Source organism: Pseudoalteromonas sp. QJM3NY_22, from assembly GCF_056173065.1.
This window is the reverse complement of record NZ_CM149655.1, coordinates 3,935,774-3,951,075: the sequence shown is the minus strand read 5'-3', so window position 1 is coordinate 3,951,075 and position 15,302 is coordinate 3,935,774. Positions and strand designations below refer to the sequence as shown.

15 protein-coding genes and 1 pseudogene are annotated in these 15,302 nt (G+C 39.8%); 7 read left to right on the top strand and 9 right to left on the bottom strand.

What is annotated here, in order from left to right:
• Positions 1 to 16 precede the first annotated feature (16 nt).
• The 5 genes from AC0VZ4_RS18290 to zapB all read right to left on the bottom strand — a co-directional run bounded on the left by AC0VZ4_RS18290 (position 17) and on the right by zapB (position 3,722).
• Positions 17 to 505 (bottom strand): FKBP-type peptidyl-prolyl cis-trans isomerase, encoded by a 489-nt coding sequence (locus tag AC0VZ4_RS18290; RefSeq protein WP_475440374.1) that lies wholly within the window; start codon positions 503 to 505, stop codon positions 17 to 19.
• A gap of 64 nt (positions 506 to 569) precedes the next feature.
• The gene (locus AC0VZ4_RS18285; RefSeq protein WP_475440373.1) at positions 570 to 2,045 is read right to left on the bottom strand and encodes a LysM peptidoglycan-binding domain-containing protein; all 1,476 of its coding nucleotides are present in this window, start codon (positions 2,043 to 2,045) and stop codon (positions 570 to 572) included.
• Between the two features lie 55 nt (positions 2,046 to 2,100).
• Positions 2,101 to 3,123: an MBL fold metallo-hydrolase gene (locus tag AC0VZ4_RS18280; protein WP_475440372.1), complete on the bottom strand. Its 1,023-nt coding sequence runs from the start codon at positions 3,121 to 3,123 to the stop codon at positions 2,101 to 2,103.
• 63 nt (positions 3,124 to 3,186) lie between these two features.
• Positions 3,187 to 3,492, bottom strand: coding sequence for a cell division protein ZapA (locus AC0VZ4_RS18275; RefSeq protein WP_007375967.1), 306 nt, complete (start codon positions 3,490 to 3,492; stop codon positions 3,187 to 3,189).
• Positions 3,492 to 3,722 carry a cell division protein ZapB gene (zapB, locus tag AC0VZ4_RS18270; protein WP_007375968.1) on the bottom strand — a complete coding sequence of 77 codons (231 nt, stop codon included), beginning with the start codon at positions 3,720 to 3,722 and terminating at the stop codon, positions 3,492 to 3,494. Before zapB ends, AC0VZ4_RS18275 begins: the two co-directional genes overlap by 1 nt.
• Before the next feature lie 218 nt (positions 3,723 to 3,940).
• On the opposite strand from zapB, the gene AC0VZ4_RS18265 reads away from it, so the two are divergent.
• Positions 3,941 to 4,780, top strand: coding sequence for a 23S rRNA (adenine(2030)-N(6))-methyltransferase RlmJ (locus tag AC0VZ4_RS18265; protein ID WP_007375969.1), 840 nt, complete (start codon positions 3,941 to 3,943; stop codon positions 4,778 to 4,780).
• A gap of 51 nt (positions 4,781 to 4,831) precedes the next feature.
• Here the strand turns inward: AC0VZ4_RS18265 and AC0VZ4_RS18260 are convergent, their stop codons facing one another.
• A complete protein-coding gene (locus AC0VZ4_RS18260; RefSeq protein WP_475440371.1) occupies positions 4,832 to 5,398 on the bottom strand; it encodes a PhnA domain-containing protein in 567 nt (188 codons plus the stop codon).
• A gap of 413 nt (positions 5,399 to 5,811) precedes the next feature.
• A pseudogene (locus AC0VZ4_RS18255) lies at positions 5,812 to 6,081 on the bottom strand (IS30 family transposase); the annotation flags it as partial.
• A gap of 99 nt (positions 6,082 to 6,180) precedes the next feature.
• Here AC0VZ4_RS18255 and AC0VZ4_RS18250 point away from each other — a divergent pair.
• Positions 6,181 to 7,440 carry an IS256 family transposase gene (locus AC0VZ4_RS18250; RefSeq protein ID WP_475439694.1) on the top strand — a complete coding sequence of 420 codons (1,260 nt, stop codon included), beginning with the start codon at positions 6,181 to 6,183 and terminating at the stop codon, positions 7,438 to 7,440.
• Here the strand turns inward: AC0VZ4_RS18250 and AC0VZ4_RS18245 are convergent.
• Positions 7,424 to 8,206 (bottom strand): IS30 family transposase, encoded by a 783-nt coding sequence (locus AC0VZ4_RS18245; RefSeq protein WP_475440370.1) that lies wholly within the window; start codon positions 8,204 to 8,206, stop codon positions 7,424 to 7,426. The genes AC0VZ4_RS18250 and AC0VZ4_RS18245 overlap by 17 nt on opposite strands.
• A gap of 82 nt (positions 8,207 to 8,288) precedes the next feature.
• Positions 8,289 to 9,728 carry an IS66 family transposase gene (tnpC, locus tag AC0VZ4_RS18240; RefSeq protein WP_475439674.1) on the bottom strand — a complete coding sequence of 480 codons (1,440 nt, stop codon included), beginning with the start codon at positions 9,726 to 9,728 and terminating at the stop codon, positions 8,289 to 8,291.
• A 194-nt stretch (positions 9,729 to 9,922) separates the two neighbouring features.
• Between tnpC and AC0VZ4_RS18235 the strand changes: the two genes are divergently transcribed.
• The 5 genes from AC0VZ4_RS18235 to AC0VZ4_RS18215 all read left to right on the top strand — a co-directional run bounded on the left by AC0VZ4_RS18235 (position 9,923) and on the right by AC0VZ4_RS18215 (position 15,294).
• Positions 9,923 to 11,182 (top strand): EAL and HDOD domain-containing protein, encoded by a 1,260-nt coding sequence (locus AC0VZ4_RS18235; RefSeq protein ID WP_475440369.1) that lies wholly within the window; start codon positions 9,923 to 9,925, stop codon positions 11,180 to 11,182.
• 2 nt (positions 11,183 to 11,184) lie between these two features.
• On the top strand, positions 11,185 to 11,799 hold the full coding sequence (locus tag AC0VZ4_RS18230) for a paraquat-inducible protein A (RefSeq protein ID WP_033023237.1): 615 nt from the start codon (positions 11,185 to 11,187) through the stop codon (positions 11,797 to 11,799).
• Positions 11,800 to 11,893: 94 nt separating this feature from the next.
• A complete protein-coding gene (locus tag AC0VZ4_RS18225) occupies positions 11,894 to 12,256 on the top strand; it encodes a hypothetical protein (RefSeq protein ID WP_475440368.1) in 363 nt (120 codons plus the stop codon).
• A gap of 112 nt (positions 12,257 to 12,368) precedes the next feature.
• Positions 12,369 to 13,745 (top strand): TolC family protein, encoded by a 1,377-nt coding sequence (locus tag AC0VZ4_RS18220; RefSeq protein WP_475440367.1) that lies wholly within the window; start codon positions 12,369 to 12,371, stop codon positions 13,743 to 13,745.
• Entirely contained in the window at positions 13,735 to 15,294 is a 1,560-nt protein-coding gene (locus AC0VZ4_RS18215; protein ID WP_475440366.1) for an efflux RND transporter periplasmic adaptor subunit, read from the top strand. Before AC0VZ4_RS18220 ends, AC0VZ4_RS18215 begins: the two co-directional genes overlap by 11 nt.
• Positions 15,295 to 15,302 lie beyond the last annotated feature (8 nt).

The following is a 15,302-nucleotide window of genomic DNA, read 5'->3' as shown; positions in this document are numbered from 1 at the left end:
TAATTAGTATAGGTGATTAGTGAGAGTGGCCACAGCCGCCTTCAGCGTGCACATGTCCGTGAGAAACTTCTTCACTTGTTGCTTCACGTACAGAGATGACTTCCACATCAAATGTTAGCGTTTTACCCGCAAATGGGTGGTTTAAATCACAATCTGCGTTAAAGCGACCTACTTTAACAATAGTCACTTGATGACGACCTTGGTTAGAGCTTACCATTGCTGTCATACCTGGTTTCCATACTTTAACGTCGCCTTGTAAGTGCTTAAGCGGGATGCGTTGAATTAAGTCATCAACACGCTCGCCGTACGATTCACTTGGCTCTAGCGTTACACTAAACTTCTCACCAGCTTGTTTGCCTTCAAGTGCTTTTTCTAAACCAGGAAGCATGCCTTCGCTACCATGAATGTAAGTGAGTGGTACTTCGTTTGTGCTACTTTCTACTTGTTCAGTGCCTTCACTGAGTGTGTAGTGAAATTCAACAGCTGAATTTTTACTGATTTGCATGCTTATCTCTTTAAATTTGACTATGTTGAGGCTGATTTTACGCGAAATATACTTGTTTATAAACTTAACGTGGCTGATTTAGTGTTTTTTGTAAATCTAGCAGTAAATCTTTTTTTATTGGTGCTGCTTTTTGCTTTTCAGCCTGAGGTATAAACAGCACTAATTGAGTGCCTGGCTTTAAAATACTTGATGCAGAGAGCTTATTCCATTTTGCCAAGTCGCTATGAGGGACATCATAAAGCTGACTTATACTCCAAAGGCTATCGCCTGACTTAACTTCGTAATCTATTTCAATAGTGGGAATCGCAATCTCTTGGTGCTCTAAATAAGGGCTAATTTTGTAATCAACAGTTAATGTGCTTGGCAGAGTTTTAGGTTGTCCAACTAATAACTTTTCTCCAACGCCGATTAAATTATTATTTTTATTATTAAGTTGTTTTAAAGCTTTTACCGACATGCTAAAACGCCTAGCGATACCATAAAGCGTGTCGTTTTGTTTAACGATGTACTCTCCAGCAAAGTTTGATTTAAAAAACTGACTTTTTAATAATGCCTCTTGCCCTATAGGAAGCAGTAAAGTGTGCGGCCCGTTAGGTGAGCTTTGATTTTTTAAGTACCCCTGATTGATTGCATGTAACTGCTTTGAGCCTATACCAGAGAGCTTAGCAACAACTGAAAAGTCAAACTGCTGGCCTATATTCATCTGTGTTGTAAATGGCTTATATGCAAGCTTTGGGCGCTTAATGCCTTTTTGTGGGTGTTTAACTAAATAGCTTAAAGCGAGTAACTTGGGGACGTAGTCAGCGGTTTCTTTTGGCAGACTGAGCGACCAGTAATCGGTGCTCTTACCGCGCTTTTTGTTTTTTTCGATTGCGCGTTTAACACGGCCCTCACCACTGTTATAAGCGGCCAAAGCGTGTAGCCAATTACCATCAAAGCGTTTATGCAAGTAGCTTAGGTAATCAAGTGCAGCATCGGTTGAAGCAAGTACGTCTTGGCGCCCGTCATACCATTGGTCTGACTTAACACCAAAGTGATGCGCCGTTGCGCCAACCAACTGCCAAACACCAACAGCTTGCTGTGATGAGGCTATCGTTGGTCTAAAATCGCTTTCTACAAATGGTAGTAAAGCGAGCTCCATAGGCAGTTGCTTTTGCTCAATTTTTTTTACGATGTGATACAGGTACGGCGCTGCGCGTTTGTTTACAGCGCGTAAGTAATTGGGTTGTTTTAAATACCAATTTATACGTTGCTTTAAAGCTCGGTTTTGATCAATTTTAAAATGCAGGCTCTCGGCAATGTGAACCCATAGGTCAGTTGCTTTGGGAGAAGGCTTTTTAATGTTTACTTTTTTATGTAGTAATACTGTGTTCTGAGGCTTTACTTGAGCACCTTCAATTATGCGTTGATCCGATTTGTCTAAAAAAGTGTGTTTTGGCTCAAAGTGAGTAAATATTTTTGGCGTTTCTTGAATTTCTGATTCAGTTGTTTCACAACCGAATAGAAATAAAACTAAAAAACAGAGAGACAAGCTGCGCATAATATTCACTTTTGTAAATTCCTTTTACTATTTTAACACAGTCCATTGTGTTGAGTTATTTTGCGTTTTTCGCGCGAGCTAATCCTGATTGCAAAAACAAATTGCTCGATTTTGCATTTAAAGATTCTTCTGTGTAAGGTTTCATTACTTTTTCAGGAAACGATAACACAAGTTGTTCTATCGTTTGATCGTTGTTTTTGTTCACATGCTCAGTAATAGCGGTTAGAAATGCTAACGGCTGTTTGAGTTCAGCTCTATCAAGTATACCACCATGCCCTGGTATAATCAGCGCAAGATTTTCATCGTCAATGTATTGTTTAAGCAGCGTTTGCCAGCTTTTAAATTCGCCGTGCCCAGGATAAGGGAGCCAGTCAACAATGTCGCCACCAATTAAAACACGACCGCTATTAGTTGTGAGTGTTAAGTCACCACTTGTGTGGGCTTTATGGGCGTTTAAGGTTACTTTAAAACCCCCTAAATCAAGTGTTTTATTTTCATCAATAATAATTTCTGGCGACTTTAGTTGATATTCTTGCCAGCGAAAAAGGCGTTTTTTTGCAAGCTCCAACTTTTCACGCCATTGTGCTTGTTCTGCTTTTGAAATACCGGCTAAGCGTTGGTAACTCAGCTCTATACTTTTTTCGTAATTATCGAGTTGGTCATTAAATGCTTTTTGGTAGCGATTAAAATCGCTATTTACTTGCTGATGCACAATTAGTTTTGCATCAGGGTAGAAGTGTTGCATAACCGCCATACCGAGTAAATGATCATCGTGGTAATGCGAAGCAACTAAGTAGCATAATGGTGTTTTTAGGTGTTTTTTTAGGTCATTAGCTAGCTGTTCCACAGCAGCAAAATTACCGCTTGCATCAACAAGTAGTGCACACTTGTCACCTTCGATAAGTACTTGGTTAGAGTCGTAAAAACGCAGCTTTTTTTCTTGTTCTAAAAATTGGATATTAGCATTAATAGTTACCCAATTGACTGCGCCATAAGTTGTTGGCGCTAAGAGTAATAAAGAACATGCTAGTAGTAAGTATTTACATGAAGCGATTATATAAGATAGGTTTAACTTCATCCTGTGTCTCTACGCTATTATTTAATTATGCTAATAATAAACAAAAAGCGCAGTTTGCGCTTTTTATTTTTGATGTGTGGGGTCACTTGCCAAATGCTGACTTAGTTTGTCAACGAGTTGGTCTTGTTGCTGCTGCTCAACTGTAGCCTGTGTTTTTGCTTCTAGCAATTCGTGGCTTAAGTTTAACGCTGCCATAAGTAAGGCTTTTTGATCATTTCGAACTGAAGAGCGTTGTTTCATTTGCTCCACCAAATCATTAAGGTTTTTAGCTGCTGCTATTAGTGCCTCTTCTTGTCCTTCAGGACAAGCAAATTGCTGCTCTTGACCTAGCAACTCAACAGTGACCCGCTGGTTTTGCAGCTCAGACATTAGCTAGCCTGTTGTGCACTTTGTAATTTATCAAGAAGACCAGATAAAGTTGTGCTGGCATCTTTTTGTTTTTCTTCGTTTTCAATAGCTTCTAGCTGTAATAGTTCGTTTTCATCTGCTAGTTTGCTATTTTGTTCTTTTAAGTTTGAAACATCAGTTAGCAATTGATTATTACGATCAATTAGTGAATCGATCAGTTGTTCGAGTTGTTGAAGAGTATTGTTATTCATAAAGGCGCTCATATAACTGTAATTAATGTCATGCAAATGTAAAGCAAAGTGTATTGATTTGCCAGCATTTACGGTGGTTTTAGCTGATTTTTCTTCTGCGTTAAGGGATAATTCAGCGTGAAGGCTTTTTCATTCATAAATGGTTCACTCTCAGTTGCCAAAGTATAGTGCTTATGGTTCACTGTTTTTTATTAAATAGCGTATGGCGAAAATAAATAATGCTTAGTTATAGACACTCATTTCATGCTGGTAACCCTGCCGATGTACTCAAACATTTAGTGTTAGCGCAAGTACTAGGTTATCAAACAATTAAAGATAAACCACTTGATTACATAGACACACACTCAGGCGCAGGTTTTTTTGAATTAGCCGCAGCTGATTCACAAAAAACACAAGAATATCAAGATGGCATAGAAAAGTTGTGGCAGCATAAAAGTGAACACGCTGCACTTAATGAATATATAGCGTTAATTAAATCATTTAATGAAACAGATGAACTTGCATTTTATCCGGGCTCTCCAAAGATTGCTGAGCACTTTTTACGTCGTCACGATAAAGGATGGTTTTTTGAACTTCATCCGCGCGATTTGTTATTACTTGAAGAGAATATGCAAGGTAAACGATCTATTCGTGTACGTGGTGAGAATGGATTTACTGGATTGGTAGGCCTTTTGCCACCTGCTTCACGCAGAGCATGTGTATTGATCGACCCACCATATGAAATTAAGGATGATTATGAAACGGTTGTTACTACTTTAATCAAAGCGTACCAGCGTTTTTCGACAGGTACTTATATGATTTGGTATCCTGTAGTGGATAGGGAACGTATTGATAATATGGAGCAAGGTTTAATAGATTCAGGTATGCGTAATATTCAATTATTTGAATTGGGCACTGAAGATGACACCGATGTACACGGCATGACCGCATCTGGCATGATAGTCATTAATCCGCCATGGAAACTAAAGCAAACTATGGATGCAGTGCTACCAGAGCTTATGACTTTATTAAGCAAGCCGAGTGGCTTTTATCGTAGTGAACAATTAGTAAATGAATAGCTGAAATGTTAAATAAAAAGCGCTGTGCAGTACAGCGCTTACTTTTATGCCTTATTTTTTAACGTATTTAGTTAAAATAACAATACGTTGACCATCAACTCGCCCTTCAATATGTTCAGGATTACTCGTTAAGCCAATATTGCGTACTGCGGTACCGCGTTTAGCGGTAAGGCTACTGCCTTTAACGTCTAAATCTTTAATAAGTGTAACGGTATCGCCAGCTTGAAGTACCACACCGTTGCTATCAACATGTTTAACATCGTCATCTTCAGCAAGTGCTTTTTTAGCCCAAGCAAGTGTATCTTCTTCAAGGTAAATCATGTCTAGTGCGTCTTGTGCCCAGCCATTATTAGGCGCTAAGCGCGAAAGCATTCTGTAAGCTACAACTTGTACTGCGGGTGTTTGGCTCCACATGCTGTCATTTAAACAGTGCCAATGTGTTGGTGTTAATTCGCTACTGTTTTCGATTTGATCTTTACAGGTTTGACATGTGTAAATACATTTATCTGAATGAGTTTCTGTCACAGGAGGTACTTCGTATACAGAAAGGTTTTCGGTTGCTGCACATAATTCACATTGATTACTACTGCGTTCAATTAAGGCTTTTTCAATACTCATGAAGGTTCTTATTTAAGTGAAGTTTACATTTGGCGTTATTATACCCTAGCAGGGCTGCTGAACGCTATAAGCCCCTTGGTTTTGTAAGGGTATATTATTCATGCGGGGGTTTTTAATTTCTGAACCTTAGGCCTGTTTATCTTTCGAGGTTAAATTTGCAGCAGTCAGTTTGGTATTTAGGCAAGGCAGAGCCTATGGTGTGTGGTTATTCCCATAAATAGCCCCTAGATTGAACAAATTTTAATCCGCAAAAGTCAACAAGCCCAGTTGTTTATTCTTTTTGTAAGGCGTTTATGCAATATGTGTAATGTATCTGCGGGAGGTTTGAGAATAAAAACGATGGCAATAGATCACTATTTTATATTTAGTTGAGCATCCTTTTATATCTTGAATTCAAGTATTAAGTGCAATCATTATGCAGCCACCAGAACTTCTGATTGCCCCGTAAATAACTCATGAGGGGTTTTATACCCTCTTGTTTTTCTTGGCCGATGGTTGAGCTTATCAACTGCCGCCTGTATTTCTGCTTCACTTAGCGACATAAAGTCAGTTCCCTTGGGGAAGAAGCGTCTAAGTAAGCCGTTGGTATTCTCATTTATGCCCCGCTCCCATGATGAATATGGGTGAGCGAAATACACATCCGCTTCTAATTTTTGTGCAATATGCTCATGGTGAGCAAACTCTTGAGCTATAGTCGTTTCTGGTGTATGAGAAAAAGTCATTGCGATGTAATCTGTTAATTGATCTTGACCAGATCAACAATTAACCAGAGAGACATCGCAATGACTGAAAATGATAATGTTATTTCCATTGAAAAACCAGACAATCCGTTAGAGCAGTTGCTTAAAAGCGGGGCGCAGCAGTTGTTAGCTCAAGCGATTGAGGCTGAGTTGGCTGTTTTATTGGCTCAATACCAGCATGAGACCGTCGAGGGACTTCAGCGGATCGTCAAAAATGGTCACCAGCCTGAGCGTACGATCCAAACAGGCCTTGGTGATATTGAGGTCAAAATACCTAAAGTCAGGGATCGAAAAAAGGAAGGCATTAAATTCAATAGTGCCTTGATCCCGCCTTATCTGAAACGGACAAAAAATATCGAAGAGCTGATCCCATGGCTCTATTTACGAGGAATTTCGACGGGTGATATGCAGCCCGCTTTAGTGTCTCTTTTAGGCGAGCAAGCCAAAGGTTTGTCGGCCAATAGTGTCTCTCGGTTGAAATCCACCTGGGAAACGGAGTATCAGCAGTGGTCTAAACGTTCCTTGGCTAAACGTCGATATGTGTATATCTGGGCCGATGGGATTTACAGTAAAATTCGAATGGATGATAAGCTGTGCTTACTGGTAATTATGGGGGTAGATGAAACGGGCAGAAAGGAGCTATTGGCGGTGGTTGACGGGGTTCGTGAGTCTGAGCAGAGCTGGACTGAAGTGTTAAATCAGTTGCGCTCACAGGGTCTAACAATACCACCAAAATTGGCCATAGGGGATGGTGCGCTGGGGTTTTGGAATGCCCTCACCAAAGTATGGCCAACAACCCAACATCAACGTTGCTGGGTGCATAAAATCGCGAATGTGCTAAACAAAGTGCCGAAATCAATGCAACCTAAAATCAAAGCGAATTTACAAGATATCTGGATGGCAGAGAGTCGAGCTTCTGCTTATAAAGCGTATGATTTATTTGTTAAAAATTACTCAGTCAAATACCCAAAAGCGACGGATTGCTTGATGAAGGATAAAGATGAAATGCTGGCATTTTATGATTATCCTGCTGAGCATTGGATGCACATAAGAACGAGTAATCCGATAGAGTCAACGTTTGCGACGGTAAGGCTGAGAACGCATAAAGTGAAGAGTTGTGGCAGCCGGACAACCACCTTAATGATGGTTTTTAAACTCGCGCAGTCGGCAGAGAAAAAATGGTACCGCTTGCGAGGGTTTAAGTTACTGGCTGAAGTAATTACAGGGGTAAAATTTAAAGACGGCGAAAGAATAACTCAAGATCAAACAGAGCATCAAGATGAGCTCATACACCAGATTTGACAATAACTCCAAACTCTTTTCCATTATCTAAAGTCACGGTAATAACCTTACCTTTATAGGGTGTCATACACTTGATCAGCGCATCGGCTGTTATTTTCGCATGCTTGCTTTCAATTCTGTGAACGACTGTATATAACGTTTTACGTTCAACCATTGTAACAAGGGCATTTTTACGCCCTTTGCCTATCACTGTATCGCCCTCCCAATCACCAATCCTAGACTTTGAATCCACAATACTTGGGCGTTCATCAATACTGACTCGATTAACTATCTGTCCACGTTTATCGTAGCTTCCATAGCGTTTTTTATACTTTTTACATGCACGAGTGAGTGTCTTATGTAGTTCACCACCACGAGCCTTGTCTCTGTAAATATATTGATAAATCGTTTCATGATGCAAAACGACCTTTTTCTCTAAAGCTAAGCGGCCTGCCACCTGCTCTGGCGAAAGTCCGTCAACCAACAATTTATTAATCCAGTCAGTAACATCATCTGTTAACTTACTTGCTTTGAAAGATGACTTGCGTCTTTGCTCTGCAAAATTATTGGCTTGGTTAGGTCGATAGCCTTTAAGCCCTTTATTGCGTTTTAACTCTCTAGAGATAGATGACGGTGAACGAGTGAGTTCATCAGCTATCTGTTTTTGGTTATTTCCTGCTTTTATTAACGCGTAAATCTGGTATCTTTCTGCTTGTGTCAGCTGTTTATATTTCATTAAAGCAATTTCCTTTGGCGAGAGAATGGCCGAATTATAACAGCTGGCCATCTAATCTGAGAAATTGCACTTATTATCCGAATTTAGGTATGATTTACTTTTAGTTGTTTGCAATTATTAAGATATTTTGTAACTATTCAGCCACATTTTCAATAAATATATCAGGTAACTGATTTTTGAAGAGTAACTCAAGGGCTAGGCTTGCTGATACATGCTGTTTTCTGCAAGTCGAGAGGTAGCTTCTGATTAAACAAAACATCTCTGCACCTTGCATGCTTCTGAAGCACCCAGATATCTTTTGATGAACCTTGGTCATCCTAATATCATTCTCACCCTGGTTGTTGCTAAAAGGCACCGCTGTTTCCGTCATGAACCGTAAGACATCATCTTGATAATCTCTTAACCGCTCTAACAACGCTCTAGACTTTGTTCGTTTCAATCTGCCTCGCTGGCCTTTTACTCGGCTGTTTCTATCCGGTGGAGGGCATTTAATGTCACCTTGAGCCAATATTTGTTGATATTTCTCTATATAGTGAGCTTTTGTGTCTGCATCTAGCTCGGGGTTATCTATTTGATGTTTATTGATTTCAGTCAGTAGGGTTTGCAAATCCTTTGCCCATTGCATACCGTCTTGCTCCCATGCCCTTTCTAACTCTCGGATATGATGTGCATTACACAAGGCATGTTGGCACTGTGTATATTGATAATACGGTTTCCAGTGGTCGTGGCATAGTACCCCAGTAAAGTGAGGTAAAATATCGGCGTCATCCATCGCTATTTTCCCTCTTTTCTCATGCGGGTAAAAATACGTCCACCACGTCGTTGATGCACCATGAAGCCATCGTCGTTTACCACCTATATTAATCCCCGTTTCATCAACGTGTAAGGCTTGATAAGTCGTTTTCAGGGCTTTCTTGAGCGCGGCTTCTGCGCCGGAGGACTTTACCAAGGCCGCTGCTTGTTCATTAAAGTTAAATAAACTACCCGCACTGATTGGAATACCGAGTTGATCACAAAAATATTCTTCAATGCGGTTGTAAGGGAGTAATTGATATTGGGATAGGTAAACTGCATGGGCTTTTACACCAACCCCATATTGAATAGGACTGTTAACGTCTTCTGGAAATTCACCAATAAAACGCTTACCTTGCTCATTTTCCAGAATTTGTGCTTGGTATTCAGTGACCACTTTCCTGATATCTATATCGACAACCTGTCGTTTTTGAAAGCCAATTTCACGGTAGTGACCTTTCGGTAAAAAATCACGTTCAACTAGGATGATTTTGATCTCATCAGGCGTCTGTGTTTGGGTTAGTGTTTTACCTGCACGGCCTTTTTGACCACCCGCTGACTTGGCTGATTTCTCTTTGTTTTGTTTTTTTCGGTTGATGTCTTTTGATGGCGGGATACTGCTATTGTTACTGTTAAGTCCTAATTTACTTGCTAACATAACAACGACAACCAGAATGAGTTCAATAGACATCTTCAGCGCAGGCGTGAGAGTTTTACCTTCTTGTAATTGAGCTTTGGTTTTCTCAACGATTTCGTCGATGTTGATGCTGTTTAAATTCATTGAAGCTAGGGCTATTAGGTCATAGCCCTAGCTTGGCATACTGGCGGGATCGGTCAATAGTTAAAAAAGATCCTTTGAAAATAATTTACCATGGTGAATAGTTACGATATTTTTACTATACTTTTAATTTGTCACATGTATTAAAGTAACTATATAAGTGCTATTTGCACACATGAACTTACAGGCTAAACCTATTGAAAGTGTCTAATACACCAACTCCTACTCTTACGCAGTATGTAGCAAGACAACCCATATTTAATGCTGAAAAAGAGGTTTTTGCGTATGAGTTGCTGTATAGAAATTCATCAAATAACGCCTTTCCAGTAGGTACAAGTGATGAACATGCAACGAGCCGTTTATTTTTTAATACGCTTATGTTGGTAGGTGCTGAAAAGCTTACTGCGCATCAACTGGCATTTATTAATTTATCAACGGATGCATTACTCGATGACTTCCCTAAATTATTAAATCCTGAAATGACGGTTATTGAAATTGTAGAACGCACAGTGAATATAGATGAAGTAGCTAAACGTGTTACATCATTAAAAAAAGAGGGATACACTTTTGCACTTGATGATTATGATGGCGATGCAAAGTGGGAGCCATTATTAGCACTTGTTAGTTATATAAAAATAGAGGCCGATGAGCCCATAATAAAAACTAATATGCACGTAAAAAAGCTTAAGCGTAAATACCCTCACTGTAAAATTATTGTTGAGCGTATAGAAACACACGAGCAGTTTAAAGTACTAAAAACTGCTGGATGTGACTTATTTCAGGGGTTCTTTTTTGCTCGTCCAGAAATGCTAACTTACAGTGGTATCGATCCTTCAAAAGTTACTGTGTTTGATTTACTTAAATCAACGTCAAAAGAGTCTTTATGTTTTGAGGAGATACATCAGCGTGTAGCCAGAGATGTTGGTATTACCACGCGTATTTTGAAATTAGCTAATGCACGCTCAGGAAATAGTAATTTAGTAATTACGTCTATTTCGCAAGCTGTAGTGTATCTAGGCGAAGACGTTATTCGCCAGTTTGTCCGCGTACTAGCTCTCAGTGACTTAGGTATAGATAAACCGACGGAGCTCACTAAATTTGCACTTGTGCGAGCAAGGTTAATAGAGTTAATTTTAACTGAAGAAAGTCGTGATTTGGCTCAGCAAGGCTATTTAGTTGGGTTGTTCTCAATGCTTGATGCCATTTTGGATATTGAATTAAATAGTATTGTTAAAGAATTTACACTAAACAAAGATATCACTGATGCTTTATTACATGGCTCTGGGGTGCTAGGCGATTGCTTAATTCTTGCCAAAGCTATCGAAAATAAAAACTGGTCATTAGTTGATACAACCTTAAAAGAAATCAATCCACAGCTCCCAATTGAGAAACTTTATAACTTTGTTTTAGAGTCGATGCTTTATAGTGATGATGTAATAGAGGTTGTGGTTGATTAAATATGCGTAATTGGTTGTCGGTTATAAGTGTAGTGGTTGCTCTTTGTTTATTGTTTCCTGGTATTACAAAACCAGTATTAACAATAGAGGGCAACATAGATAAATCAAAATTAGCGCAAGCGGGTATTGAAATGCTGGCTGAAGAGGGCGATGGCCGGACTCGCAGCATGCTAATGATGTTCTCGAATATGCTAGGGCTTGATAAGTTAGAGGGCGAGATTAGCGCCTATAACAAAACACAAAGTATTTTAGGTACAGTTAAAGAACTTGCTAATAATAACAATTTACTTGTAGCCGCCTTAGTGGGGTTGTTTTCTATTGTTATTCCAAGCCTGAAGCTGCTATTACAATTGTTTTATTGTTGCCTACCTTTGAATGGGTTTAAGCAAAAGCTCGGTCTGGTTATTTGTGCATTAAGTAAGTGGAGCATGGTTGATGTATTTGTTATTGCATTAATAGTGACTTACCTAGCAGGTAACGCTCATGGTAAAAGTGGTGAGCTACTTGTTATGAATGCCCAATTTGGTGAGGGTTTTTGGTATTTTAGCGCATATTGTATATTTGCAATTATAGCGAGTAACTTAATTAAAACACCTGATAAACCGCAGTCTACATAATTAAAGTATTTGTGGTTGCCGTTAGGTTATCTTACAATCATTTTAAAATTTATTAAAAGGCATAATGTTGCAACGTTTTTACTCTAGTTTACTCATGATAACTTTACTGCTTACTTTTGTGGGTCAGGCAGTTGCGTCTGTAGCTATGGTATGCGAAATGCCACATATGCCAACAAAAACAGCAATGCATGCCCAAATACCAATGACACACAGTAGTGATGCAACAGCTGTTGCTAGCATGTCTGAAAATATGATGCAGATGGATTGTTGCGACGACGAAAGTACACCACAAAATGATTGCAAATGCCCTATCAGTGGCTGCGCTGCTAATTCAATGCTTAATGTTGATACTTTATTTAGCGTTACTTTACTTGAATCTGAAAAAGTAAATATAAGTGTATTTACTACACAAATTAATATACCTCGTTCACTTTACCGCCCTCCTATGTCTGCTTAATAGCAGGATAGGTGTATGTAAAAATTGCGGTAACCCCGTTTATTGGTAATTCCTAAACACCTTTTTTGCTTCCTAATTTAAGAATTTCTTTTATTTTTAGATGGAGCAAGTGATGAACCACGCTGTAAGTATTAAAGCCGTATTATGTAGTGTTGTGTTATTTAGCACAGCTGTTAATGCGCAAAACAATTCAAATAACCTAAATATCGATACGCTAAAGCAAGCCCGCAATGAGCAAACGCTTAGCTTAACGCAAGCGCTTAATTATGCACTAACGCATGAGCCATGGCTAAAAGCGAGTGGCTACCAAGAAGATGCCGCAATAGCACAAAGTATTGCCGCAGGCACCTTACCCGATCCTGTTTTAACGGTTGGCTTACTTAACTTACCTACTAACGGTTATGCGTTTGATCAAGAAGGGATGACGCAGCTTAAAGTCGATTTGAGCCAAAAGTTTAGCCGAGGGAATAGTTTAGCGCTTAAACAAAAGGCATTAGCTCAGTCTGCTCAACAATATTCTTGGCAGCGCGCCGATCGCTTAGCACAAGTAAAAGCAATTGTGATTGAGTCGTGGTTAAACGCGTATCGTGCTCAGCGAAGTATCGCTTTAATTGAGCAAGATAAAGGGCTATTTACTCAGCTTATTGAAGTTACCGAAGCAAGCTACGCAAGTACCTTAGGTAAAACACGCCAGCAAGATATTATTCGTGCGCAATTAGAGCTCACTCGCCTTGAAGATAAGCTGGTTATGCTTGAGCAGCAATTTGAAAGTGCTAAAAACCGTTTAGCACAGTGGTTACCTATGAATATGCTTATGCAGCCTTTAAATGCCGAATTTACTAAAACCACAGGGCTGGTTGATTTTGCAAACCTTGAATTTGATAAATTAATACAGTTGCTTATGGCGCATCCCGCAATTATTGCGATAGACAAAACCGTCACCGCAAAGCAAACCGAAGTTGCACTCGCCAAGCAAAGTTACAAACCTCAAATGGGCGTTAATGTGGGTTATGGTTACCGAGATGATACGCCGATGGGGGAGTCGCGAGCTGATTTACTTTCAGTAGGATTTAGCATTGATTTGCCATTGTTTACTGATAACAGACAAGATCAACAGGTTAAATCGGCTATTGCTAGTGCAGAAGCTACTAAAACACAAAAGCTGGTGGCGCTTCAAAAACTCAAAGGCATGTACTTTAAGGAGTTTAGCCAACTCGCTCGTTTGCAAAAACGCGATACGCTTTATCAAAATACGTTATTACCGCAAATGTCAGAGCAATCTCAAGCAACACTAAATGCTTATACGCGCGACGATGGGGATTTTTCTGACGTGATGCGCGCGCGTATTAGTGAGCTTAACGCCAAAATAGACGCGCTTAATATTCAAGTAGATCAGCATATTATTACCGCTCGCCTTAATTATTATGCAAGTAGCTTAGACCCCCAAGTAATGAGCGATAAAACTGGAGAATTACATAATGAATACTAATTTAAAGTTACTTGTTGCCGCCTTAGTCGGTGCGGGCGCATTTGCATTAATTGGCGCCTTAGTGATGCAGTTTTTACCTAGCAGCTCGGAAATGAATGAACAGCAAAGTGCTGAAAAACAGCCCTTATATTGGGTAGCCCCTATGGATAGTAATTACAGGCGTGACGCGCCAGGGCTGTCGCCAATGGGAATGGATTTAGTCCCTGTATATGAAAGCGATAGCAACGCTCAGGATGGACCAGGTGCAGTAACTATTTCGCCTGCAGTAGTTAATAACTTGGGTGTAAGAACTGCCAAAGCGCAGCTTAAAACACTTCACAGCGATATAAATACTGTAGGGTATGTGCAATATAACCAAGACCAACTTATTCACATTCATCCGCGTGTAGAGGGCTGGATTGAAAGCTTGTACGTTAAAGCGCAAGGAGCACAAGTTAAAGCCGGTGAGCCTTTATATACTTTGTATTCACCACAATTGGTGAATGCACAGGAAGAGTTTTTATTGGCGGTGAATCGTAATAATACCGTGTTAATTCGCGCAGCAAAGGCACGTTTAGAGTCGTTAAATGTGTCTGATGGATTTATCGAGCGCTTACAAAAAAATAAAAAGATAATGCAAAACATTACTTTTTACGCAAAGCAAAGTGGTGTGGTAGATGAACTAACAGTACGAGAAGGCTTTTACGTTAAACCAGGCACATCAATGATGAGTATTGCTCAGCTTGATGAAATTTGGGTAGAGGCAGAAGTATTCGAGCGCCAATCAGAACAGGTTAGCGTGGGCTTGCCCGTTACAATGACGCTTGATTACTTAAAAGGTCAAAAGTGGGAAGGCAAGGTTGATTACATTTACCCCGCGCTTGATGCTAAAAACCGAACGCTGCGTGTAAGGCTTAGGTTTGAAAATACAGATCATCGGTTAAAACCAAATATGTTTGCACAAGTGAGCATTCACGCTAAAGCGAGTAAGGCGCAATTTACAGTACCAAAAGAAGCGGTAATTCGCACGCAGCATCAAAACCGTGTAGTTATTGCATTAGGTGGGGGTCATTTTAAATCGGTAGAAGTCGAAGTTGGGCAAATTAATAGTAATGAAGCGGTCATTTTGTCAGGCGTGACGACAGGTGACACGGTAGTGACCTCAGCGCAATTTTTAATAGATTCTGAGTCGAGTAAAAGCTCCGACTTTAAACGAATGGAAATACCTAGTTCTGGTATCAGCTCGGATTCTGGTTCAGGCTCGAATATGAACATGGATATGCAGCCACAAAGCGCCACGGTTAACGGCACTATTAATGCCATAGATACACAAAATCGCATTATAAATATTAGTCGAGAAGCCATTGAAAAATGGAATCGAGAACCCGCCACAATGGACTTTGTATTAGCGCCAGATATTGATATTAGTCAGTTTGAAAATGCCCAGTATATTAATTTTACTTTTAGCATTATTAACGATGAATTTGTAATTACTAAAGCGCAAAACGCAGAGCTGATTGATCATTCTACTATGCAACCTATGCAACCTATGCAACACAGTTCTCACTAGGAGCCATT